General features: G+C 62.2%; 15 protein-coding genes and 3 rRNA genes. 3 read left to right on the top strand and 15 right to left on the bottom strand.

The window, feature by feature from the left end; genetic code table 11:
• Positions 1-15: 15 nt before the first annotated feature.
• Positions 16-783: a hypothetical protein gene (locus tag PYR64_RS06270; RefSeq protein WP_275778946.1), complete on the top strand. Its 768-nt coding sequence runs from the start codon at positions 16-18 to the stop codon at positions 781-783.
• Positions 784-831: 48 nt separating this feature from the next.
• Here PYR64_RS06270 and xerD read toward each other — a convergent pair whose 3' ends face one another.
• The 9 genes from xerD to PYR64_RS06225 all read right to left on the bottom strand — a co-directional run bounded on the left by xerD (position 832) and on the right by PYR64_RS06225 (position 10,067).
• A complete protein-coding gene (gene xerD / locus PYR64_RS06265; RefSeq protein ID WP_275779905.1) occupies positions 832-1,791 on the bottom strand; it encodes a site-specific tyrosine recombinase XerD in 960 nt (319 codons plus the stop codon).
• A 2-nt stretch (positions 1,792-1,793) separates the two neighbouring features.
• Positions 1,794-2,456, bottom strand: coding sequence for an NUDIX hydrolase (locus PYR64_RS06260; RefSeq protein ID WP_275778944.1), 663 nt, complete (start codon positions 2,454-2,456; stop codon positions 1,794-1,796).
• Between the two features lie 28 nt (positions 2,457-2,484).
• The gene (locus tag PYR64_RS06255) at positions 2,485-4,230 is read right to left on the bottom strand and encodes a CTP synthase (RefSeq protein ID WP_039240685.1); all 1,746 of its coding nucleotides are present in this window, start codon (positions 4,228-4,230) and stop codon (positions 2,485-2,487) included.
• A 144-nt stretch (positions 4,231-4,374) separates the two neighbouring features.
• A complete protein-coding gene (recN, locus tag PYR64_RS06250; protein ID WP_039240684.1) occupies positions 4,375-6,114 on the bottom strand; it encodes a DNA repair protein RecN in 1,740 nt (579 codons plus the stop codon).
• Between the two features lie 3 nt (positions 6,115-6,117).
• On the bottom strand, positions 6,118-7,149 hold the full coding sequence (locus PYR64_RS06245) for an NAD kinase (protein ID WP_026267372.1): 1,032 nt from the start codon (positions 7,147-7,149) through the stop codon (positions 6,118-6,120).
• A 13-nt stretch (positions 7,150-7,162) separates the two neighbouring features.
• Positions 7,163-7,975 carry a TlyA family RNA methyltransferase gene (locus PYR64_RS06240; RefSeq protein ID WP_039240683.1) on the bottom strand — a complete coding sequence of 271 codons (813 nt, stop codon included), beginning with the start codon at positions 7,973-7,975 and terminating at the stop codon, positions 7,163-7,165.
• 3 nt (positions 7,976-7,978) lie between these two features.
• Complete coding sequence (locus PYR64_RS06235; protein WP_039240682.1) at positions 7,979-8,239, bottom strand: hypothetical protein; 261 nt, start codon at positions 8,237-8,239, stop codon at positions 7,979-7,981.
• A 9-nt stretch (positions 8,240-8,248) separates the two neighbouring features.
• Positions 8,249-9,235: an HAD-IIA family hydrolase gene (locus PYR64_RS06230; RefSeq protein ID WP_275778937.1), complete on the bottom strand. Its 987-nt coding sequence runs from the start codon at positions 9,233-9,235 to the stop codon at positions 8,249-8,251.
• Positions 9,228-10,067, bottom strand: a complete 840-nt coding sequence (locus tag PYR64_RS06225; RefSeq protein ID WP_275778935.1) for a hypothetical protein — start codon at positions 10,065-10,067, stop codon at positions 9,228-9,230. Before PYR64_RS06225 ends, PYR64_RS06230 begins: the two co-directional genes overlap by 8 nt.
• A gap of 54 nt (positions 10,068-10,121) precedes the next feature.
• Here PYR64_RS06225 and PYR64_RS06220 point away from each other — a divergent pair, with 54 nt between their 5' ends.
• Positions 10,122-11,237, top strand: coding sequence for a hypothetical protein (locus tag PYR64_RS06220; RefSeq protein ID WP_275778933.1), 1,116 nt, complete (start codon positions 10,122-10,124; stop codon positions 11,235-11,237).
• Between the two features lie 243 nt (positions 11,238-11,480).
• On the opposite strand, the gene rrf is transcribed toward PYR64_RS06220, so the two are convergent.
• The 6 genes from rrf to PYR64_RS06190 form a co-directional block, all read right to left on the bottom strand.
• Positions 11,481-11,597: ribosomal RNA gene (rrf, locus tag PYR64_RS06215) — 5S ribosomal RNA — on the bottom strand.
• Positions 11,598-11,749: 152 nt separating this feature from the next.
• Positions 11,750-14,892 (bottom strand): 23S ribosomal RNA (locus tag PYR64_RS06210).
• 545 nt (positions 14,893-15,437) lie between these two features.
• Positions 15,438-16,955 (bottom strand): 16S ribosomal RNA (locus PYR64_RS06205).
• The 16S, 23S and 5S rRNA genes sit together here, the layout of an rRNA operon.
• Before the next feature lie 987 nt (positions 16,956-17,942).
• Positions 17,943-19,253 carry a tyrosine--tRNA ligase gene (gene tyrS / locus PYR64_RS06200; protein ID WP_189075773.1) on the bottom strand — a complete coding sequence of 437 codons (1,311 nt, stop codon included), beginning with the start codon at positions 19,251-19,253 and terminating at the stop codon, positions 17,943-17,945.
• A gap of 37 nt (positions 19,254-19,290) precedes the next feature.
• Positions 19,291-21,519 (bottom strand): ATP-binding domain-containing protein, encoded by a 2,229-nt coding sequence (locus tag PYR64_RS06195; protein ID WP_275778930.1) that lies wholly within the window; start codon positions 21,517-21,519, stop codon positions 19,291-19,293.
• Positions 21,520-21,641: 122 nt separating this feature from the next.
• Positions 21,642-22,298: a DNA-3-methyladenine glycosylase gene (locus PYR64_RS06190; RefSeq protein ID WP_275779903.1), complete on the bottom strand. Its 657-nt coding sequence runs from the start codon at positions 22,296-22,298 to the stop codon at positions 21,642-21,644.
• A gap of 95 nt (positions 22,299-22,393) precedes the next feature.
• Here PYR64_RS06190 and PYR64_RS06185 point away from each other — a divergent pair, with 95 nt between their 5' ends.
• On the top strand, positions 22,394-23,920 hold the full coding sequence (locus PYR64_RS06185) for an AlkA N-terminal domain-containing protein (RefSeq protein ID WP_275778928.1): 1,527 nt from the start codon (positions 22,394-22,396) through the stop codon (positions 23,918-23,920).
• Positions 23,921-24,112 lie beyond the last annotated feature (192 nt).

Here is a 24,112-nt window from a genome sequence, read left to right as displayed (position 1 = left end):
TGCTACAGTGAGCCCATGAGCGAAGGTGGGGGTGAAGCGGGCGCCAAAGCGGCCGCCGTCGATGAGATTGGCGGGATGCCGTCCACAGCGGAAAGCACCCGGGACGGGACAACAGTCAAAGGCGCCGAAGCCAAAGCCGAACGGGACGCCTGGCTCCCGCGCTGGCTTGTGGCTCATCCGCTTTACGCCGGGTGGGCGTGGACCCTTCTCTGGGCCGGGCTCATTGTCCTGGACGAAGTGCTGGACCTGGCCGGCTGGACCTGGTACCTGCTGGTCCTGGTTGCTGCCTTGCCAACGCTGATCTCCACGCTGGTGGTGCTGCACGCCACCCCACGGAGCCATCTCCGCGCGGTCGACGCGACCGTGCTCGGACACTTCTTTGTCCGGTTCCTGGCATTGGTGGCTGCCTTCATGGTGTGGGCGGCGTCAGTGGTGATGAGCGCGTCCATCTCCACCACTGTCCAGTCAGTAATCGGCGACTCGGAGAAGGAAGTCACTGCCCTTGGCTTCAACCTCATGCTGGCGGCCGTTCCCCTGGTGCTCTCCGTGCTCTGGATGGCCTTCATCGTGCGGTGTGCCTGGTTCCTGCGGCGGCTGCGCGGTTGGCGGCAGGTGCCGGTCAAGACCAGGGTTCCCAAGAAGTTCCTGCGGGGACGTCCACAGCTGAAGCGCGTGGTGGTGGGACTCGCCCATCCGGGTTTGCTGCTGGTGGCCGGACTGGGAACTTCTTTGTTGGCGCTGTTCGTGGACGCCGTCGAATTGACGCTGAACATTCTGGAGTAACCTGCTTCCGGCGGAGTGGTTCCAGTAACGGTTTCCAGCCGAAGATTACTAGCCGAGCGCCCTGGGGTGGGCCGCTGCGTAAATCTCGCGCAGGGTGTCGGCGGTGACCAGGGTGTACACCTGTGTGGTGGTCACGGAGGCGTGGCCCAGCAGCTCCTGCACCACCCTTACATCAGCGCCACCCTCCAACAGGTGCGTGGCGAACGAGTGCCTCAGCGTGTGCGGCGAGACATCCTTGGTGATGTTCGCCCTCTCGGCCGCCGTTTTCAGAATGGTCCATGCGCTTTGCCGGCTGATCCGGCCTCCCCGGGCATTGAGGAACAGCGCCGGGGTGCCTTTGCCCTTGGAGGCAAGCAAGGGCCGACCCCGGACGACATAAGCTCCGACGGCGCGAGCACCGTATGACCCCAGCGGCACCAACCGTTCCTTGGAACCTTTGCCAAACAACCGTACGATCGCCGGACCGGCTTCAGGGTTTTCCAACGAGACATCGTCCACGTCCAGCCCGACGGCCTCGCTGATGCGGGCTCCGGTGGAGTATAGGAACTCAAGAAGCGCCCGGTCCCTGAGCCCTGTGGCCGTGTCCGAACCTGCAGCCTCCAGGATCCGCGTCACTTCTCCTACGCTGATGGCTTTCGGAAGCCGTTTGCCCGGCATAGGCGGGTGGACATCGCTGGCGGGGTCCGCCGTCGTAGTCCCTTCCAAGGCCCAAAACTTGTGAAGTCCGCGGACGGCAACCACGGTGCGTGCCGCTGAACGGACGCCCAGAACGGCGCCTCCGTCCGAACCGTCGGACAACGCCTGGACGAAAGCTGTCACATGATGGCGTGTGATGTCGACTGGCCGCTCCACCCCCTGCGCTGCAAGGAAATTGGAGTATCGGGCCAGGTCCCGGCGGTAGGCAGCCAAGGTGTTCGCCGCCAGGCCGCGCTCCACGCCAACGTGCTGCAGGTAATCCGTTACCGCACGGTCAATCCCGTTGATGGGTCGGGCAGCGGCTTCGGTCATGCTCAGCGCTGGCTCGGGTGTGCCGGCCACGGCGCGTTGGCAGGGCGGAGGCTGGTGAATCCGTCGGCCTTCGCTGCAGCGGCGGCAAGGATGCCCAGCACCGCGGAGGGGTTGTGCAGACGCCCCTCCAGGACGGCCTTGACCGCATCTTCCAGCGGAACCCAGTGGAGTTCGATCTCCGCTTCCTCGTCCGTACGGACGTGGCGCTCGGCCTCGGGAACATCCCGCAGCCCGCGCGCCAGGTAGATGCGGACTGCCTCGCTGGAGGAGCCGGGCGAGTTGAAGAAGTCGACCAGGACATTCCACGTCGCCGCCACAAGGTCAGCTTCCTCGGCAAGTTCCCTGGCAGCACCCACCACGAAATCCTCGCCCTCCACGTCCAGCAAACCGGCCGGTATCTCCCAGAGGTCCATGCCCACAGGGTGACGGTATTGCTTCAACAGGAGGATTTCCCCGTCGACGTTCATGGGAAGCACCGCTACTGCACCTGGGTGGTCGATGTAGTCGCGGACCAGGGTGTTCGTGCCCTCACTGAGTTGGAACGAGTCACTGACCACGTCCCAGATGCGTCCTTCGTAAACCTTGCTGGTAGACAAAAGACGGCGCGGGCTCGGCATGTCCGAAACCTGCCTTGATGTGCGGGGGGTTTCAGAAATAGCGGGCATCGCGCCGTCCTTCGTTAGTGCTTGCTGTTTACTTGGCTGCTACCGTGCGGTCGCCGGTCTTGGTGGCAACGGGGGCTCCTTCACGACGCTCGAGCGCAGCCTTCACCAGACCTGCGAACAGCGGGTGCGGGCGCGTCGGGCGTGAGCTGAGCTCCGGGTGCGCCTGGGTTGCCACGTAGTACGGGTGGACTTCGCGGGGAAGCTCCACATACTCCACCAGCTTGCCGTCAGGAGAGGTACCGGAGAAGACCAGTCCTTCTGCGGCGATCTGGTCACGGTACTTGTTGTTGACCTCGTAGCGGTGGCGGTGGCGTTCGCTGACCGTTGTGGTGCCGTAGGTCTCGGCAATGACCGAGCCCTCGTCCAGCTTGGCTTCGTACAGGCCAAGGCGCATGGTGCCGCCCAGGTCTCCCTTGCCATCGACAATGTCCAGCTGCTCTTCCATGGTGGCGATGACCGGGTACTTGGAATCGGGTTCGAACTCGCTGGAGGAAGCGCCCTCAAGGCCAACCACGTTACGGGCGTACTCGATGACCATGCACTGCAGGCCGAGGCACAGGCCCAGGACCGGAAGCTTGGATTCGCGGGCGAACTTCAAAGCACCCAGCTTGCCTTCAAGCCCACGGATGCCGAAGCCGCCGGGAACACAGATGGCGTCGACGCCGGCCAAGGACTTTGTAGCACCGGCCAGGGTCTCGCACTCATCCGAAGGTACCCAGCGGATCTTGACCTTTGCCTCGTTGGCGAAACCACCGGCGCGGAGGGCTTCGGTCACCGAGAGGTACGCGTCGGGCAGGTCGATGTACTTGCCCACCAAAGCGATCTCGACTTCGTGCTTGGGGTTGTGGACAGCTTCAAGCAGCTTGTCCCACTTGCTCCAGTCGACATCCTTGAACGGCAGGTCCAGCGCGCGGACGATGTAGGAATCCAGGCCCTGGGAGTGCAGGGTCTTGGGGATGTCGTAGATGCTGGGTGCGTCTGCGGCGTTAACCACAGCGTCGATGTCGACGTCGCACATGCGGCCGATCTTCTCGCGCATGGCTTCGGGGACTTCACGGTCCGAACGGATCACGATGGCTTCAGGCTGGATACCGATCGAACGGAGGGCCGCCACGGAGTGCTGCGTCGGCTTGGTCTTCAGTTCCTGGGAGGGGCCGATGTACGGCACCAGGGAAACGTGCAGGAAGAAGACGTTGTTGCGTCCCACATCCTGGCGGACCTGGCGGGCCGATTCCAGGAACGGCTGGGATTCGATGTCGCCCACGGTGCCACCGATTTCGGTGATGATGACGTCCGGAGCGTTCTTGCCTTCGGCAGGAAGGCGCATGCGGCGCTTGATTTCATCCGTGATGTGCGGAATGACCTGGACAGTGTCTCCCAGGTATTCGCCGCGGCGTTCCTTGGCGATGACGGTGGAGTAGATCTGGCCGGTTGTGACGTTGGCCGAACCTTCGAGGTTTTCATCGAGGAAGCGCTCGTAGTGTCCGATGTCGAGGTCGGTTTCGGCGCCGTCATCCGTCACGAATACTTCGCCGTGCTGGAAGGGGTTCATCGTGCCCGGATCCACGTTCAAGTAGGGATCGAGCTTCTGCATAGTTACAGACAAACCGCGTGCCCGCAGCAGGTGGCCGAGGCTGGAAGCCGTCAGACCCTTACCGAGCGAGGACGCCACACCACCGGTGACGAAGATGTGTTTGGTCGTCTTGGACGATCCCGGGAACCGGGAATTTACACGGGAATTTGATCGCTGCACCACGGAATTCGAGCTTATCATCAATTACGCCTTCCAAGCGTCCTGTTCGGATTCCCCAAATGGTCAATGGTTGCCCAGGACCGCGTTCCAATCAAGAGCCGGGCGGCCAAAAGCCTCTTGATGTGATGGTGCTCGCATCGCGTTTCGCACCGCACCGCTGCGGCATCAGGCACTCTGAGGCAGGAGCTTCGCATCATCCAGCAATTCCTGGGCGTGGGCCTGAGCGGATTCGGAATCTTCCTGGCCTGCCAGCATGCGCGCCAGCTCCTTGACGCGTTCGTCGTCGCTGAGGAGCTGAACGTCGCTGGAAGTGAAGCCGGTGGCCGTCTTGCCGTCCGAACCCCGCACCGAGGTCTTGGTGACACGGATGTGCTGGTCGGCGAAAGCTGCCACTTGCGGCAGATGGGTGACCACCAGCACTTGGACGTGCCGTGCCAGCATGGCGAGCCGACGGCCGATTTCGACGGCGGCGCGGCCGCCCACGCCTGCGTCCACCTCATCGAAGACGAAGGTCGGGACAGGGTCCACGGCGGCCAGGACAACCTCGATCGCCAACATGACCCGGGACAGTTCACCTCCGGAGGCTCCTTTGCCCAGCGGACGGGCAGGAGCCCCCGAGTGCGGCTGCAGGAGGAAAGCGATCTCGTCGGTTCCCCAAGGGCCCAGTGAATCGGTGCTGTCCACTTCGATCACCAGGGTTGCATCGGCCATGGCCAGTGCCTTGAGCTCCGCACTCACGCGTCCGGACAGGTCCTTGGCGGCCTTGGCACGTGCCTTGCTGATAGCCGCCGCCTGCTTGCGGAGCGCCACCTCAGTGGAGGCCACCTCGGCGTCGAGGGATTCGATACGGCTGGAGTCATCCTGAAGCTCGTCCAGGCGGGTCCGGGCTGCGGCGGCCCACTCAAGTACCTCGTCAATGCTGGGCGCATACTTGCGGATCAGCTTGGCGAGGGCCGCGCGGCGGTCCTCGATTTCGGAAAGGCGTTCAGGGCCTTCCGTATCAAGCGCTGCCTGGTAGCTGGAAAGCTCCGCTGCAATGTCGTTGAGAAGGAAGCCCACCTCGGCCAGCCGTGCAGCAGCGGAGCGCAGCTCTTCATCGTGGTCGGCAACATGCTCCAGCGTCCGCTTCGCCGCATCCACCATGGTGGTGGCATCTCCCGACTCACCGAATTCCTCGGCAATGAGCGACTCGTGGGCCGCTGCTGCAGCAAGCCTTAGTTCTTCGACGTTGGCCAGCTTCACGGCTTCGGCCTTGAGGGTCTCGTCCTCGCCCGGCTGCGGATCCACCTCGTCGATCTCCTTGAGGGCCGCGTCCAGCGATTCGGCCTCCCGCAAGCGTTCGCGGGCTTCCCTCCGCAAAGTCTCCAGCTCCGACTGGATCGCTTTCCAGTGGTTGTACTTCTCCTGGTACTCCCCCAGGATTTTGGCCAGGGGCGCTCCGGCAAAGCGGTCCAAAGCGTGACGCTGTGCCGTCGCGCTCTTCAACCGGATCTGGTCCGATTGGCCGTGGACCACCACCAGGCTCTCCCCCAGCTCGGCCAGCACCCCTACCGGTGCCGCGCGCCCGCCAACGTACGCACGGCTGCGTCCATCCGCGCCCACCGTGCGGGCCAGCAGGAGTTCAGCCACGCCGTCGAACTCCTCGGCGTCTCCCCCCGCGTCCTTGGCCCGCTGGACAGCACTGTGCGCGGGATCAAGCTTCAACACGGCCTCAGCCGACGCGGACTTGGCGCCACTCCGGACGGCCCCGGCATCCGATCGGGCACCGAGAAGGAGCCCGACGGCGGTCACCACCATGGTCTTGCCGGCACCGGTCTCGCCGGTGACGACGCTGAGGCCAGGGCCCAGCGGCAGGGCAGCGTCAGTGATGACGCCCAGGTCACGGATTCGGAGTTCTTCAAGCATGGTTCACTTCGCATTCGTGGGATCGGAAGGTTCACCGTCCTGGGGACTGTCAACATCCCGCGGACTGGGCAAGGGAGCCGGCGACAAGGTCCGGATCACAGGGATGGGACCTGTGTGGACTTCGCCGCTCCGGGGGGCCGGACCACGCCAGCCATGGATCGGAAGCTCGAACTTACGCACGAGCCTGGCCGAGAACGGCGTCTTGTGGGTCCGGGCAAGCCGCACCGGAGTAGCTGACCGGGTTACCTCCACCCGGGCACCGGGCGGCAGATCCACTGAGCGCCGCCCATCGCACCAGAGGACACCCAGGGCATCCGTGCGGTTCATGATTTCAACGGCCAGCTTGGAGCGCGGAGAGACCACCAAGGGCTTGGCGAACAGTGCGTGTGCGCTGATGGGGACAATCACGAGCGCTTCAACTTCCGGCCACACCACGGGTCCGCCCGACGAGAAAGCGTAGGCAGTGGACCCGGTGGGGGTAGCCATCACCACGCCATCACAGCCGAAGGAGGTCAGGGGACGCTCGTCCACTTCCGTCACCACCTCCAGCATCCGCTCCCGGTTGGCTTTCTCGATGGCTGCCTCGTTCAAAGCCCACGTGTGCCAAATCTTTTGACCCTTGATCCACACCTGGACATCGATGGTCATGCGCTCTTCCACCGTGTATTGGCGGCTCGCGATCCACTCCACCGTCTGGGCGAGGTCAGCCCGTTCGCTTTCGGCCAGGAAGCCCACATGCCCAAGGTTCACCCCAAGCAGAGGGACGTCGACCTCGCGGACCAGCTCAGCGGCGCGCAGGATAGTGCCATCGCCACCCAAGACCATGACAAGTTCAACGTCCTCCAAGCTGACGTGGTCGTTCAAAATCTCAATCGGGGTGTCCAAAGCACCGAAAAACCGCTCGATATCTGCAAGTTCGGACTTCTGCAGCACAGGAACCAAACCTGACGAGTGCAATTGCGTACAGGCATCCCATGCAGCGCGGAGCGATTCCTCCCGCCCAGTGTGGGCAAGGACAAGTACACGCCTGCTCATCGGGTTCTGCTTTCTAGTGGTTTGGCCAGAGGTTCTTCAACAAGGCAGCTACGTGCTGGTCCCGCTCTTCGATCTTAGGCAACGCAGCCGACATCCGGCGCGTCATCCACAGGAAGTATTCAACATTTCCGTCCTGGCCCGGCAACGGACTGGCCGCAAGGCCCCGTAGATCCAACCCCGAATCAACCGCAGCCCGGGCAACCTGGGCAACAGCCCGGCGTCGTTCATTGTCGGAAGAAACAACGCCGGTCCGGCTCAGCCGCTCCTTGCCGACCTCGAACTGGGGCTTGACCATGAGGACCAGGTCACCGCCTGGATCAGTGCAGTACGCCAGGGGTGCCACCACCAGAGTCAGCGAGATGAAGGACAGGTCCGCGACAGTCAGCGCGGCCGTGCCGCCGATCTGCTCCGGGGTCATATACCGGACGTTGAGGCCCTCATGGACGTCCACGCGCGGATCGTCCCGAAGGTGCGGCACCAGTTGTCCGTGCCCGACGTCGACCGCCACAACCTGCGCTGCACCTTGCCGGAGCAGCACGTCGGTGAAACCACCGGTGGAGGCACCGGCGTCGAGACACCGCTTCCCTGCCACCGCGACGGCGGGAAAGGCCTCCAGCGCGCCGGCCAGTTTGTGACCGGCACGGCTGGCGTAGATGTCTTCGAGATGGGCCTCGACGGAAAGCTCCGTCTCAGCGTCGACCTGCAGGGCTGCCTTGGCGAGGACGCTGCCGGACGAGCTGACCTTGCCATCGCTGATGAGCTTGGCCGCATGGGTACGGGACCTCGCCAGCCCGCGGGTGACAAGTTCCTGATCGAGTCGTGCCATGCGTTAGCTGTCGCCTTCCGGGGTGATGGGCCTCGGCGCGGCAGGGAGTCCAGGTTCCGCGTCCAAAGCCGCCAAGAGGGAGTCGTGAATTCCGGCGTACAGTTCACCGTGCTCTGCTATGGGTGCTTCCCGGACTCCTTCGAGCAAGCCGAGGGCCCTGTCGACGAGTGCGTCGCCGGTGGTCTCGGAGTCGTCAGGCCACTGGATGTCGCGGGTTTCGGGCTCGGGCGTCCCGGGCTCGGGTGAACTGTTCGGCACGGTCATCGCACCAGTCTAGTGAGTTCGCCATTCCAGCCGCGGCGCCTGCGCTGTCGACGCGTACGGGACAGCTGCCCACCATGCCGCGCACGCGGCGCGCCATGCGTCGAGATCGCCCTCTTCGCCGGTCACCGTCACCGTGCCGCCATCAGCAACCGCCGACGCCGACCCGCAACGGAACGAGCCGCCGTCGTCGATAATTCCGGGATACGGAGCGTAGAGGTCCTCGAGGTTCGCCAGCAGGTAGTCGGGACGCTCATCGGTCCTTGCAGCCAGGATGGTGTGCTTGGTGTCAACACCGGTGAGGACGGCCGCCGTCGCATATCCTGCACGGTTACCGCCCAGGATGTCAGTATCCAGACGGTCGCCCACCACCAGTGGCCGGTCCGCCTTGAGTCGCTTGGCTGCCGCATGGAACAACGGCGCTTCCGGCTTCCCCGCCACCAACGGGGACTTCCCTGTGGCAGCAGCGACGGCGGCAACGAGGGTTCCGTTGCCCGGCGCCATGCCGCGTGCCTGAGGAATGGACATGTCCGTGTTGGTGGCGAACCACATGGCTCCCCCGGCCACCACGTACGACGCCTCGGCCAGATCCTTCCAACCGATGTCCGGGTTGAACCCCTGGACGACAGCAACCGGAGACTCAGTTGCACTGTGCACCGGTTTGAGTCCCACCAATTCGATCTCATGGGCCAACGCCGCACTGCCTGTGATGAGGACATGTGCCCCCGCGGGAAGCAGGGAAGCCAGGAGCTCCCCTGCTGCCTGCGAGGAACTGACTACCTGATGGTCCTCAGCCGGCGCACCGAGCTCACGCAGGTGCGCGGCGACCTGGGCGGGGGTCCTGGATGCGTTGTTGGTGACATAACCCAGACCAACCCCCACGGACGCCAGCCGCTGCAGCGCTTCGATGGCGCCCGGAATGGCGTGCGGTCCAGCGTAGACCACGCCATCCAGGTCCGACAGGACAGCATCAAACCTCGAGATCAGTGAATCAGCCATGCTGGGAGTCGGTACCCTCGTTGTCCGCTTCCTTGTGCTCTTCCTCGTCCTCGACGGAATCAACGTCCGACTCAGCGTCATCCGACTCGAAGTAGTCCGACTCAGCGTCATCAAGTTCAACCTCGTCGTGCTCAACATCAGCAGCTGCGGCTTCCACGATGACCGTTTCGGTTTGTGCTGTCGCGGCTTCTGCCGTCGCGGCTTCTGCCGTTGCGAAGTCGGCCTCCGGGGCCGGCGTCTTGAAGCGCGGCCTGCGTTCGGCTTCTTCTTCCTGCTCATCCCAGCCGAGGTCAAGAATCTCAGGCTCAGCGAAATCTCCAACGCCCAAAGCATTCTCGGCCACGAGGGCCTGACGGGCCCACTTGTCGGCTTCCTCAGTACGGCCAACAGCGCTCAGTGCCTCAGCGTAAGCACGGAAGAGACGGGGGCTGTAGGAGAACGCCCGGTTGATGTCCAACTGCGGGATCTCAAGCTCGCTGACAGCAGCGTCCAATTGATTCAGGTCCGTGCGTGCACCGGACGCCACAATCGCCAGCTCCACCTTGCCCGGAGCGTCAAGATCCTGAGCTTCGGGCGAACGAACCATATCCAATGCACGGTCCGGGCGGCCGAGGCCACGTTCGCAGTCGGCCATCACCGGCAGGTGTACGTTGGATCCACTGATACGGCGGTAGGTACGGAATTCACGCAGTGCCTCGCCATAGTGGCCGGCAGCGTAGGCCGTCAGACCCACAGCTTCACGGACAGCCGAGAGACGGCCACCGCGGCGGCTTGCAGCCAGGGCGTGCTGGAACGCAAGCTCCGGTTCAATGTCTATCAGGCGGCCGGCCATGACCAAGTGCTTTGCAACCCAGCCTGCGCTCTGCTCTTCAAGGGTCTTGATCTGGTGACCCGTGGCACGGTCGAGTTCCTTGCCCGTGACGTCGTCATCGATCTCGGGGGAACGTTCGCGGTCAGGACGGTTTGCGCTGCGGATGTCCTTGGCGTTGGGCACCCGTGCAGGACGCTCTTCCCAGGAATTGCCGCGGTCACTGCCGAAGGAGCGACGCTCACCATCACGGGCCGGGCGCACGGGACGGTCGCCGCGGGCGGGGCGGTCACCACGGTCGGGGCGGTCGCCGAAGGGCTTGCGGTCACCAAAGGGCTTGCGGTCACGGTCGCCGCCGAAGGAACGACGCTCACCATCACGGGCCGGACGGTCGCCGAAAGGCTTGCGGTCTCCACGATCGTTGTTGAAGGGACGGCGGTCATCGCCATCACGACGAGGACCGTCAAAGTTCCGCGGGCCGCGCTCGGGGCGGTCACCAAAAGGCTTGCGGTCACGGTCGCCACCGAAGGAACGACGCTCACCATCACGGGCCGGACGGTCACCGAACGAACGACGTTCGCCGTCACGAGCCGGACGGTCACCGAACGAACGACGTTCGCCGTCACGAGCCGGACGGTCACCACGATCACCAAACGGCTTTCGATCACGATCCCCACCGAAGGAACGACGCTCACCATCACGGGCCGGACGGTCACCGATGGGACGACGTTCGCCGTCACGGGCCGGACGGTCACCACGATCGTTGCTGAAAGGACGACGCTCACCATCACGAGCCGGACGGTCACCGAACGAACGACGTTCGCCGTCACGGGCCGGACGGTCACCACGATCGTTGCTGAAAGGACGACGCTCACCATCACGAGCCGGACGATCACCACGATCGTTGCTGAAAGGACGACGCTCACCATCACGAGCCGGACGATCACCACGATCGTTGCTGAAAGGACGACGCTCACCATCACGAGCCGGACGATCGTTGCTGTCCCGGTTTTCCCTGGAACGGAATCCTCGAGGATCTCCGCCGGAATTGTTGTTGGGGCGGTACGAACCGCGGTCGTCCCGGTTCCCGCCGAAGTTTCCGCGATTGCCGCCGCGATTGCCGCCGTTGTGCTCAGCCATGGTGGATTCCTCCTGTTGCGAGCCGACCACTGGCGCGTGCGTAGTCGCTCATAACCCTTATTTCGTTGTCACGCCGCCGGCAGCCCGAAGCTCCCGACTCGTATATCTCATTCAATTCTATTCGACCCCGCCATCAGTCCCGAACGTGGAACCCCGATTTGGGGCACCCGTGGCAAGTCTCACAAGCACGAAGGCCCACAGGAATTGCCACGAGGGGGCAGGGCCGGTGCTTGTGTGGGGGTTGTGTTTGTTAAATGGAAGAGCCCCAACCGTGGTTGGGGCTCTTCGTTAATGGTTGTCCGGCGGTGTCCTACTCTCCCACACCCTCCCGGGTGCAGTACCATCGGCGCTGTGGGTCTTAGCTTCCGGGTTCGGAATGGGACCGGGCGTTTCCCCCACGCTATGACCGCCGTAACTCTGTTACCCGTCCCGACCCCCGCGTTGGTGTGGGGGTGGGTGGGAAGCTTGTGGTTACAACTGTGGTGTTATGTAGTTGTTGTTGTTGTTGGTTCCTGGAACGGTTGTTGTTCGGGAACCACATAGTGGACGCGTGCAGTGTTTTGTGTGTGGTGTAAGTTGTTGGCCTATTAGTACCGGTCAGCTTCACGAGTCTTTAGTCCTCGCTTCCACATCCGGCCTATCAACCCAGTGGTCTGGCTGGGGGCCTCTCACACATAATGTGTATGGAAATCTCATCTTGAAGCGAGCTTCCCGCTTAGATGCTTTCAGCGGTTATCCCATCCGAACGTAGCTAATCAGCGATGCACTTGGCAGTACAACTGACACACCAGAGGTTCGTCCGTCCCGGTCCTCTCGTACTAAGGACAGCCCTTCTCAAATTTCCTGCGCGCGCAGCGGATAGGGACCGAACTGTCTCACGACGTTCTAAACCCAGCTCGCGTACCGCTTTAATGGGCGAACAGCCCAACCCTTGGGACCTACTCCAGCCCCAGGATGCGACGAGCCGACATCGAGGTGCCAAACCATGCCGTCGATATGGACTCTTGGGCAAGATCAGCCTGTTATCCCCGAGGTACCTTTTATCCGTTGAGCGACGGCCATTCCACAATGTACCGCCGGATCACTAGTCCCGACTTTCGTCCCTGCTCGAGATGTCTCTCTCACAGTCAAGCTCCCTTGTGCACTTACACTCGACACCTGATTGCCAACCAGGCTGAGGGAACCTTTGGGCGCCTCCGTTACTTTTTAGGAGGCAACCGCCCCAGTTAAACTACCCATCAGGCACTGTCCCTGACCCGGATCACGGGCCGAAGTTAGATGTCCAAAGTGACCAGAGTGGTATTTCAACGATGACTCCACCCGAACTGGCGTCCGGGTTTCAACGTCTCCCACCTATCCTACACAAGCCACTCCGAACACCAATACCAAACTATAGTAAAGGTCTCGGGGTCTTTCCGTCCTGCTGCGCGTAACGAGCATCTTTACTCGTACTGCAATTTCGCCGAGTTTATGGTTGAGACAGCGGGGAAGTCGTTACTCCATTCGTGCAGGTCGGAACTTACCCGACAAGGAATTTCGCTACCTTAGGATGGTTATAGTTACCACCGCCGTTTACTGGGGCTTAAATTCTCAGCTTCGCCACAAGTGGCTAACCGGTCCTCTTAACCTTCCAGCACCGGGCAGGAGTCAGTCCGTATACATCGTCTTGCGACTTCGCACGGACCTGTGTTTTTAGTAAACAGTCGCTTCCCCCTGGTCTCTGCGGCCCACACCCGCTCACGGAGAGCAAGTCTCCATCACGGGGCAGGCCCCCCTTCTCCCGAAGTTACGGGGGCATTTTGCCGAGTTCCTTAACCATAATTCTCTCGATCGCCTTGGTATTCTCTACCTGATCACCTGTGTCGGTTTGGGGTACGGGCGGCTAAAACCTCGCGTCGATGCTTTTCTTGGCAGCATAGGATCACCGGATCCCCCCTTACGGGAGTCCCATCAGATCTCAGGAACGTGCTCGAAGCACACAGGAACGGATTTGCCTATCCCTGACCCTACATCCTTAGACCGGGGCAACCATCGCCCGGCCCGGCTACCTTCCTGCGTCACACCTGTTAATACGCTTACCTCCCGGGATCAGGTCCCGCGCTCGGCCAAAACCCACAACACCACAAGGGTGAGCGGGCAGGCTCCGGGCGGTTAGTATCCCCCGCTTGGCATGGGCGGTTTTTCGCCGGTACGGGAATATCAACCCGTTGTCCATCGACTACGCCTGTCGGCCTCGCCTTAGGTCCCGACTTACCCAGGGCAGATTAGCTTGACCCTGGAACCCTTGATCATTCGGCGGACGGGTTTCTCACCCGTCTTTCGCTACTCATGCCTGCATTCTCACTCGTGTAGGCTCCACCGCTGGTTTCCACCGCGACTTCACTGCCCACACGACGCTCCCCTACCACTCCACACCCCTGAACCACGAAGGCTAGGGTACTGTGTGAAATCCACAACTTCGGCGGTGTACTTGAGCCCCGCTACATTGTCGGCGCGGAATCACTTGACCAGTGAGCTATTACGCACTCTTTCAAGGATGGCTGCTTCTAAGCCAACCTCCTGGTTGTCTTCGCAACTCCACATCCTTTCCCACTTAGCACACGCTTAGGGGCCTTAGTTGGTGGTCTGGGCTGTTTCCCTCTCGACTATGAAGCTTATCCCCCACAGTCTCACTGCTGCGCTCTGACTTACCGGCATTCGGAGTTTGGCTGACGTCAGTAACCTTGTAGGGCCCATCGGCCATCCAGTAGCTCTACCTCCGGCAAGAAACACGCAACGCTGCACCTAAATGCATTTCGGGGAGAACCAGCTATCACGGAGTTTGATTGGCCTTTCACCCCTACCCACAGCTCATCCCCTCCATTTTCAACTGAAGTGGGTTCGGTCCTCCACGACGTCTTACCGTCGCTTCAACCTGGCCATGGGTAGATCACTCCGCTTCGGGTCTAGATCACGCCACTACACTCGCCCTATTCAGACTCGCTTTCGCTACGGCTACCCCACACGGGTTAACCTCGCGACGTAACACTAACTCGCAGGCTCATTCTTCAAAGGCACGCCGTCACAGTAACAAGACTGCTCCGACGGATTGTAAGCACACGGTTTCAGGTACTGTTTCACTCCCCTCCCGGGGTACTTTTCACCTTTCCCTCACGGTACTGGTCCGCTATCGGTCATTAGGAAGTATTTAGGCTTATCAGGTGGTCCTGACAGATTCGCACGGGATTTCTCGGGCCCCGTGCTACTTGGGATACTCTCCAGGCGGCACACAACATTACGGTTACGGGGCTCACACCCTCTCTGGCCGGCCTTTCAAGACCGTTCACCTATGCACGCACTCTCACCTCACTGGCCCGGCAGAACCAGAACGGAAAGTCCCACAACCCCGCCCATGCAACGCCCGCCGGCTATCACACATGGAAACGGTTTAGCCTGATCCGCGTTCGCTCGCCACTACTAACGGAATCACTCTTGTTTTCTCTTCCTGCGGGTACTGAGATGTTTCACTTCCCCGCGTTCCCCCCACGCACCCTATGTGTTCAGATGCGGGTCACACAATCACCATGACAGCGTTGTGCGGGGTTTCCCCATTCGGACATCCTGGGATCAACGCTCGGTTATCAACTCCCCCAGGCTTATCGCAGATTCCTACGTCCTTCTTCGGCTCCTAATGCCAAGGCATCCACCGTGTGCCCTTAAAAACTTGACCACACAAACATGATCAAAAACTTACTCGAGAGAACCACGAGCCACTACGGCCCAAGGTTCATTCATAAGAAATTGCTGTATGGAACACACACACCAAAGCGTGTATGTCCCAGATGCTCGCGTCCACTATGTAGTTCTCAAACAACAACCCCATCAACCAACCCCCCAACCCGCCACAACCCACACACGCAGGCCGCAACACAAAGACCGGAGGAACCGGCTGCAGGAACAAAAGAAACACCAGAAGTGCCCCCCTGCATTGCTGCAAAAAGGTCCTGTTGCCTCAGGACCCAACAGTGCGCCAAACACAACCCCCACCAGCCGCACCCCGGACACGTTCCCAACAACCCACACCCCCACACAAAGCAGGAGCACGAACCGCCGTACTAGCACCAGGACACAACCACGAAAGCCATGCCAAAAAAATGATTCGTTGATATTCCACCCATGAGCACCCACCGCAGAACAAACGCCTGCGCAATGGGCAACACTGACAACAACCAGACACCCCATGCAGGGCACCAGCCATTGCAAGCAGCTCCTTAGAAAGGAGGTGATCCAGCCGCACCTTCCGGTACGGCTACCTTGTTACGACTTAGTCCCAATCGCCGGTCCCACCTTCGACGGCTCCCCCCACAAGGGTTAGGCCACCGGCTTCGGGTGTTACCAACTTTCGTGACTTGACGGGCGGTGTGTACAAGGCCCGGGAACGTATTCACCGCAGCGTTGCTGATCTGCGATTACTAGCGACTCCGACTTCATGGGGTCGAGTTGCAGACCCCAATCCGAACTGAGACCGGCTTTTTGGGATTAGCTCCACCTCACAGTATCGCAACCCTTTGTACCGGCCATTGTAGCATGCGTGAAGCCCAAGACATAAGGGGCATGATGATTTGACGTCGTCCCCACCTTCCTCCGAGTTGACCCCGGCAGTCTCCTATGAGTCCCCGGCCGAACCGCTGGCAACATAGAACGAGGGTTGCGCTCGTTGCGGGACTTAACCAACATCTCACGACACGAGCTGACGACAACCATGCACCACCTGTAAACCGACCGCAAGCGGGGCACCTGTTTCCAGGTCTTTCCGGTTCATGTCAAGCCTTGGTAAGGTTCTTCGCGTTGCATCGAATTAATCCGCATGCTCCGCCGCTTGTGCGGGCCCCCGTCAATTCCTTTGAGTTTTAGCCTTGCGGCCGTACTCCCCAGGCGGGGCACTTAATGCGTTAGCTACGGCGCGGAAAACGTGGAATGTCCCCCACACCTAGTGCCCAACGTTTACGGCATGGACTACCAGGGTATCTAATCCTGTTCGCTCCCCATGCTTTCGCTCCTCAGCGTCAGTTACAGCCCAGAGACCTGCCTTCGCCATCGGTGTTCCTCCTGATATCTGCGCATTTCACCGCTACACCAGGAATTCCAGTCTCCCCTACTGCACTCTAGTCTGCCCGTACCCACTGCAGAACCGGAGTTGAGCCCCGGTCTTTCACAGCAGACGCGACAAACCGCCTACGAGCTCTTTACGCCCAATAATTCCGGATAACGCTTGCGCCCTACGTATTACCGCGGCTGCTGGCACGTAGTTAGCCGGCGCTTCTTCTGCAGGTACCGTCACTTACGCTTCTTCCCTACTGAAAGAGGTTTACAACCCGAAGGCCGTCATCCCTCACGCGGCGTCGCTGCATCAGGCTTGCGCCCATTGTGCAATATTCCCCACTGCTGCCTCCCGTAGGAGTCTGGGCCGTGTCTCAGTCCCAGTGTGGCCGGTCACCCTCTCAGGCCGGCTACCCGTCGTCGCCTTGGTAGGCCATTACCCCACCAACAAGCTGATAGGCCGCGAGTCCATCCAAAACCACAAAAGCTTTCCACCCCCCACCATGCGATGAGGAGTCATATCCGGTATTAGACCCAGTTTCCCAGGCTTATCCCAGAGTCAAGGGCAGGTTACTCACGTGTTACTCACCCGTTCGCCACTAATCCCCCAGCAAGCTGGGATCATCGTTCGACTTGCATGTGTTAAGCACGCCGCCAGCGTTCATCCTGAGCCAGGATCAAACTCTCCGTTGAAATAAAACAAAATCAAACAGACACAACCACACCCACCGGAAATAACGGCAAAACGCGGCTGCACAAAATTCGAAACCAGCTGAAAACCAGACCACCACACACGGGGGTGCGCAGCAACCTGGCAAAATTTCAACCAATCAATAAAACAATCGGTATCAACAAACTTGGCACACTATTGAGTTCTCAAACAACAGACACTACCGGCACCACCCACACCCCACAGGGTCCAGGATCGCTCCGGAGCAACTTTCCAAACTTACCCGAACCGGCCGCACAAAGCAAACCAAACCCCGGGCCTCCCCCACCCACCAGAAGCACACAAAAGCACAACCGGAACCGGTGATTTGAAAGGGAGTCGGTCGCTATCTTTCCGCATCAGCGGCGGCGACTCGAATAACTTTACACGCGCCCCACCCCCACACCAAATCCACCCCAACACCACCCAAAAACCCCGCAAACACAACCCAAACAACCCCACCAACCCAACAAACAACCCCCAAACCCACCAAAACAACCACCGTGAACCCCATCACACCCCACCCACACCCACGCACCCAACCCAACAACCGCCGTCGAACCTCATCCCAGCGGACCGCGACCAAGCGACCGGCCCAAACCCGCGGAACGTGAGCAAGCGTCGGCCTGAAACCCGTGGAACGTGAGCAAGCGTCGGCCTGAAACCCGCGGAACGTGAGCAAGCGTCGGCCTGAAACCCGTGGAACGTGAGCGAGCGTCGGCCTGAAACCCTCGGAATGTGAGCGAGCGTCGGAAAGAGGGGGCGGTTATCCGGCAGCGCGCGTCCAAGGGAGGAACGACCGAGCGCGCAGCCGGATAACCGCCCCTCCCCGCCGGCCACCCCTCCCCGCCGGCCACCCCTCGGCGACACGCCCCACCGGTCTGAGGAACTGAACAACCCGCGCTTAAACACAAAAAGGGCCGGCAACCATCACGGTCGCCGGCCCTTTCAGAGCTGAGTTGCCAAGGAACCTAGGCCGAGACCTCGATCGTGGCCAGGTTCTTCTTGCCCCGGCGGAGCAGCAAGTAACGGCCGTGAAGGAGTTCGTCCCGGGCAATGACGGCGTCGGGATCGGACACCTTGGTGTTGTTCACGTACGCACCACCTTCGCCAACTGTCCGTCGGGCAGCCGACTTGCTCTCGGAAAGTCCGGACGCAACGAGGAGATCGATGATGCCGAGGCCGTCAGCGTTGATCGTCGCCGAAGGAAGTTCCGCAGTGGCCGCCTCCAGGGTGCGCTCGTCCAGAACCGTGAGGTCGCCGTTCCCGAAAAGGGCAGCGGAGGCAGCGATGACCTTCTCCGTGGCGTCGACTCCGTGGACCAACGACGTCACTTCGTAGGCAAGCTTCTTCTGGCCTTCGCGGGCAAACGGACGTTCCGCCACGGCCTCGCCCAACGCTTCGATCTCGGCACGCGAGAGGAAGGTGAACACCTTGAGGCGATCCACGACATCAGCGTCCGCCGTGTTCAGCCAGAACTGGTAGAAGGTGTACGGGCTGCACATGTCCGGGTCAAGCCAGACAGCATTGCCTTCGCTCTTGCCGAACTTGGTGCCGTCGGAGTTGGTGATCAACGGCGTACCCAGGGCGTGCACGCTCTTGCCCTCCACCTTGCGGATGAGCTCGGTTCCGCTGGTGAGGTTGCCCCACTGGTCCGAACCGCCGGTCTGCAGGACGCAGTTGTAGTCGCGGAAGAGCTGGAGGTAGTCCATGCCCTGCAGGATCTGGTAGCTGAACTCGGTGTAGCTGATGCCCTCGTCGGAATTCAGGCGCGAGGCAACAGCGTCCTTGCGGAGCATGGTGCCCACGCGGAAGTGCTTGCCGATTTCCCGGAGGAAGTCGATGGCACTCAGGGGCGCAGTCCAGTCAAGGTTGTTGACCATGCGGGCAGCGTTGTCACCTTCAAAGCTGAGGAAGCGGCGAACCTGGCCCTGCAGGTAACCCACCCACTCGGCCACAGTGTCCTTGGTGTTCAAGGTGCGCTCCGCCGTCGGACGCGGGTCGCCGATCAGGCCGGTGGAACCGCCCACCAAACCGAGGGGTTTGTGGCCGGCCAACTGCAGGCGACGCATCAGCAGCAACTGCACGAGGTTGCCCAAGTGCAGTGACGGCGCCGTGGGGTCGAAGCCACAGTAATACGTGATCGGGTCCCCGGCGAGCAGTTTTTCCAGTTCCGTTTCATCAGTGGAAACGTGGACCAGGCCGCGCCAAGTAAGTTCCTGCCAGATGTTGGCAAAGGCGGGATCGTTGTGCTGGGACTCGAGGTTGTTTACGTGTGACACGAGATCTAAGTTAGCAGGGTTGCGGGGACGGTTTTGCCTAGCGCTCGATACCGGCAGGCACCGGCGCGGCCGCGATGAGGCGCAGACGCTGCGTGGCCCGGGTCATGGCAACGTAGAGGTCGCCTACCTTGCCGTGCTCGTGGTTGAGCATCGCCGCCGGTTCAAGGACCACCACGCCGTCGAATTCCAGCCCCTTCGCTTCCTTGGGGCTGATGACCACGATGTCCTGTTCGTAGCTGCCTGCTCCGGCACCGATACGGCGTCCGTAGACCTCTTTCAAGGCCGCGGTTGCCTGCGGCAGCAAGGGACCGTCGGCAATGACGGCCAGCAGGCCGCCGTCGATCGCTTCCACCTCCTCGGGCAGGACGTCCACCAGGCGCTGCACAATACCGTCCGGCTCCACGCGGTCAACGATGGGTGACCACTTGCCCTCGCGCACCGCCTTCGGGGCTGAGACCACCAGCCCGGCCCGGTTGGCCATGCGGACGGCAGCTTCTGCGATCTGTGACGGCGTGCGGTAGTTGACCGTCAATTCCTCCAGCGTCCAGCGGTCACCGAACGACGGCGCCAATGCGCTCTGCCACGAATTGGCACCGGCTGCGGCACTCGTCTGGGCGATGTCGCCCACGATGGTGAAGGACTTCAACGGGCAGCGGCGCACCAACAGACGCCACTGCATGGGTGAGAGCTCCTGGGCCTCGTCAACTACGATGTGGCCGAAGGCCCACGACCTGTCGCTCGTGGCGCGCTCGGCAGCGGTCAACCGGCCTTCGCGCTCTTGGTTTTGCTCCGCGAGCTCTTCGGCCGTGACCAGGACGTCGACGCCCATGGCTTCCATGTTGGCCAGGGTCTGCTTGGCATTGGCAAGGTCACGAGCGCGGTCAGCTTCCTGCTGGGCCAATCCCCTGCCGGCTGCCGGATCCAGCTCGCCCAGAAGTTCGGCGGCCTCATCCAGGAGCGGAACGTCTGCTTCGGTCCACGGCGCGTCGACAGGCCGCTGGAGCAACGAACGCTGTTCGGGCGTCAGGTGCGGCGTGCACGCTTCAAGGATGGCGGGCTTGCTGAAGAGTTCCGAGATGAGCTTCTCCGGCGTCATCGGCATCCAGCACAAGTTCAACGCGATCCGGACGTCCCTGGCAGAGCGAACGTCCTCGGCAAGGTAGGCGCGATCGGCGTTGTTGCCGATGTTCGATTCCTCGACGAGGTCCGTCAGCTGCTCGGTGAGCTCGCGCAGGAGAATCTTGACGAACGTCAGGCGTGCTTCGTTGTGGGGCTTGCCGGTGGCGCGAGCCTTTTCGCGGGCACGGCGCACTTGGCGCACGGTGAGCGTCAGCTTCCGTGAATCGACTTCCAGGATGCGGTCCTCGGCAGGTGTCCGTTGCCGGTTCGCCACAGCGTTGGCCACCACCTTGGCCATGTCGAGCTTGCCCTTGAGGGCAGCGACGTCGGCGTTTTCCTCGGGGACGGCGTTGATGCCGGGCATCAGGCGGCCGAGGCTGGCCATGACCACCCCCGTCTCACCGAGGGACGGGAGCACGCGTTCGATGTAGTGCATGAACGACGACGACGGTCCCACCAGCAGGACGCCGGCGCTCTTGAGCCGGTCGCGGTGCGTGTAGAGCAGGTAGGCCGCGCGGTGCAGGGCAACAGCGGTCTTACCCGTACCGGGACCACCTTGAACAACAAGCGCCCCTGAAATGGAGGAACGGATGATCCTGTCCTGTTCGGACTGGATGGTGCCCACGATGTCCGACATCCGGCCCGTACGCTTCGAATTCAGCGCGGCCAGCAGCGCGCCTTCGCCTTGGAGGGAGTCGTTGTCGGCCAGCATCCCCGCGTCCAGGACGTCATCTTCGATCGCCTTGACGTCGCGTCCCTGAAGGATCAGGTGACGACGGCGGCGCACACCTTGGCGGTCGAACGCGGTCGCCTGATAGAAGTGGCCGGCTTCGGGCGCACGCCAGTCGACCATGAGCCGCTGGAGGTCGGCCGTGGACAGGCCGATGCGACCGATGTACTGCGCCTCTCCGGAATCCAGGTCGAGGCGGCCGAAGACCAAGCGGTCGTCGACGGCGTCGAGCTGGGCAAGGCGGTCCTCGTACAGGGCAGCGAACGCGTCACGCTCTGAGACGTTCTGCATGGTTCCCACCGCGCCTGCCTTGCGCACCTGCGCCAGCTGGGCGCGCTTTTCAGCGCGCAGCTCATCGAGCCGGGCGTAAAGCCCGGCAACGTATTCCTGCTCGTGGACCAAATCAGCGTCGTGCATCGAACCGTAACCCCTATCGCAAAAGACAGACCTACCATTCTACAGCGATTTTGGTAAACGCGTGGGGTACAAGTCATACCTCGGACTGCGTCACAGGAAAGTCGTACTGCCGGAGGGGAAAGTTACCCGGATGCAGGCCTTTTTCTGGGCCGCGCCGCCTTGTACCTGGACACAGTCGGGTCATCCTCAATCCAAAAACGCCACGGGTACTCGGTGGTGCCGCCCGGTCCAGCCACTCCAACGCGGGGACCGCTGGCCACTGCCGCCGCCGGAACCGCAGGCAACCACAAGCTGAAGGGTTCCGCGAGCGCGTCACGGCCGGTGTCCGACGTCGTCAGTCCCAGTGCGGAGGCGAGCCTGGCTGGTCCGCTGGCCAGGTCCTTATGTGCTTTCGAGGCCGGTCTTCGGACGGTGGCGAGGCCTTCGCCGTCGACGATTTCTCCCGCCCGCAGGAGCAAAGCCGAGGGTGAACCGTCGGGTCCGCAGACGATGTTGGCGCAATAGTGCATGCCATAGGTGAAGTAGACGTAGAGAAATCCCGGCGGTCCAAACATGGGCGCGTTCCGGGCCGTGGGGCCGCCGAAGGTGTGCGAACCGGGGTCGGGGTGTTCGGAATCCTTGGGACCCATATAGGCCTCGACTTCCGTCAGGCGGACGGAAACCGGGCCCGCTTCCGAGTTGTGGGTCAGTACAGCGCCAAGGATCAGCGGGGCGATCACACGGGGGTCGCCCTCAAGGAAGCTACGCACTTCCGCCGGGTCGCTGACACCATTCTCCATGGACGAACTCATGACCAGACCCTAGCAACAACCCCCGTAACGGACATGTCCGATTTCCGCTAGCACCGCCCCGGGACGGCTGGCAGGATGAAGCCATGGACTTCTGGCAGCGCTACCGGGCAATCGACGCCCGCGACACCCGGTTCGACGGTCAATTCTTCACAGCCGTCAGGTCCACCGGCATCTATTGCCGGCCGTCCTGTCCCGCCCGGACACCCAAGGCCGAGAACGTCACGTTCTATGAAACATCGGCGGCAGCGCACGAGGCCGGCTACCGGGCCTGCAAGCGATGCCTGCCCGAAGCGGTTCCCGGGACGCCCGCGTGGAACCTCCGTTCCGATATCGCCGGCCGCGCCATGCGATTGATCAACGACGGCGTCATAACCCGCGAAGGCGTCGATGGCCTGGCGCACCGTTTGGGGTACTCAGCCCGCCATCTCAACCGCATCCTCAGCCATGAACTGGGCGCGAGCCCGCTCTCCCTTGCACGGGCAAGCCGAGCGCAGACGGCCAGGACCCTGTTGGTCTCTACGGACATGCTTCTGGCAGATGTCGCATTCGCTTCCGGGTTCAACAGCCTGCGCCAATTCAACGACACCATCGGTGAAGTGTTCGCCATGACCCCGACGGCGTTGCGCGCCACCGGGGCGAAGACCGGCCTGCGCCGTGGTGCCGGGGTTTCGGAGGCCACGCCCACGGCGCTGACACTGAACCTGCCCTATAGGGAACCGTTCGACCCCGGAATCTTCGACTTCCTGGCAGTACGCGCAGTTCCCGGCATCGAGTCCGCGGACACCTCGGCCGACGGAACCCGGAGCTACGCGCGCACCCTGCGCCTGCCTCGAGGCAACGCATCCTTCTCTGTCTCCTTCAACCCCGAATCCCGTGGAAAGCCCCTGCAACTGACGGTCAACGCCCTGGATCTCCACGACCTCCCCGCACTGTTGAGCCGGGTCCGGAGACTGTTCGACCTCGACGCGGATCCGCAGGCGATCGATGACGCCCTTGCCATAGACCCCCGCCTGTCCGGCAGAATCCCGGCCATTCCCGGTATCCGGGTTCCCGGCGCGGTGGATCCCCAGGAACTGCTGATCCGGGCGATGATCGGTCAACAGATCACCGTCGCCGCCGCCCGCACGGCCCTCACACAGTTGTCGGACGCCGGCTCCCCCGCCGGTGTGGGCGGACCGGGTTTGGATCGACTGTTTCCGACGGCGGCAGAACTCGCCGAGCACGGCCGGGCCCTGCTCCGGGGACCCCGGCGTCGCATCGACTCCATCGTGTCAGTTGCGGAGGCCATGGCTACCGGGACACTTGATTTCGACTACGGCGACGACGTCGAAAGCCTTGGACACAAGCTGCTCCCCTTGCCCGGGGTGGGGCCGTGGACCGTGGGATACGTCGCGATGCGCGTGCTCGGCGCTCCGGACATTCTGCTGGCCAACGATGCTGCTGTCCGGAACGGCTTGAAGGTCCTTCCGTCAGGGGCGGGACTCAGTGCCGACTTCCGGGAAGTCAGCCCTTGGCGCTCCTACGCCACCATGCATTTGTGGCGGGCAGCGGCAAAGCCCGTTGCGGTCCGTCCCGCCCGCACGGCAGCCGGCGTCGGCACCCACGCATAGTGCCGGCGTCGCGCTGTTGAGTCGACTGGGCGTGAGGAAGCGCGTCCGCACCAAACACGCGGAACGTGAGCAAGCGACCGCACCAAACACGCGGAACGTGAGCAAGCGACCGCACCAAACACGCGGAACGTGAGCAAACGTCCGGACCAAACACGCGGAACGTGAGCAAACGTCCGGACCAAACACGCGGAA

Origin of the sequence: Paenarthrobacter sp. Y-19 (assembly GCF_029223985.1) — a bacterium.
Taxonomy (GTDB): Bacteria; Actinomycetota; Actinomycetes; order Actinomycetales; family Micrococcaceae; genus Arthrobacter; species Arthrobacter nicotinovorans.
The sequence above is the reverse complement of the archived record's forward strand: the minus strand, read 5'-3'. Positions and strand labels throughout refer to the sequence as shown.

Excerpts from the sequence above, each read along its gene's own strand:
- PYR64_RS06270 (WP_275778946.1), top strand. The coding sequence starts at position 16 with ATGAGCGAAGGTGGGGGTGAAGCGGGCGCCAAAGCGGCCGCCGTCGAT.
- xerD (WP_275779905.1), bottom strand. The coding sequence starts at position 1,791 with ATGACCGAAGCCGCTGCCCGACCCATCAACGGGATTGACCGTGCGGTA.
- PYR64_RS06260 (WP_275778944.1), bottom strand. The coding sequence starts at position 2,456 with ATGCCCGCTATTTCTGAAACCCCCCGCACATCAAGGCAGGTTTCGGAC.
- PYR64_RS06255 (WP_039240685.1), bottom strand. The coding sequence starts at position 4,230 with ATGATAAGCTCGAATTCCGTGGTGCAGCGATCAAATTCCCGTGTAAAT.
- recN (WP_039240684.1), bottom strand. The coding sequence starts at position 6,114 with ATGCTTGAAGAACTCCGAATCCGTGACCTGGGCGTCATCACTGACGCT.
- PYR64_RS06245 (WP_026267372.1), bottom strand. The coding sequence starts at position 7,149 with ATGAGCAGGCGTGTACTTGTCCTTGCCCACACTGGGCGGGAGGAATCG.
- PYR64_RS06240 (WP_039240683.1), bottom strand. The coding sequence starts at position 7,975 with ATGGCACGACTCGATCAGGAACTTGTCACCCGCGGGCTGGCGAGGTCC.
- PYR64_RS06235 (WP_039240682.1), bottom strand. The coding sequence starts at position 8,239 with ATGACCGTGCCGAACAGTTCACCCGAGCCCGGGACGCCCGAGCCCGAA.
- PYR64_RS06230 (WP_275778937.1), bottom strand. The coding sequence starts at position 9,235 with ATGGCTGATTCACTGATCTCGAGGTTTGATGCTGTCCTGTCGGACCTG.
- PYR64_RS06225 (WP_275778935.1), bottom strand. The coding sequence starts at position 10,067 with ATGGCCGGCCGCCTGATAGACATTGAACCGGAGCTTGCGTTCCAGCAC.
- PYR64_RS06195 (WP_275778930.1), bottom strand. The coding sequence starts at position 21,519 with ATGCACGACGCTGATTTGGTCCACGAGCAGGAATACGTTGCCGGGCTT.
- PYR64_RS06190 (WP_275779903.1), bottom strand. The coding sequence starts at position 22,298 with ATGGAGAATGGTGTCAGCGACCCGGCGGAAGTGCGTAGCTTCCTTGAG.
- PYR64_RS06185 (WP_275778928.1), top strand. The coding sequence starts at position 22,394 with ATGGACTTCTGGCAGCGCTACCGGGCAATCGACGCCCGCGACACCCGG.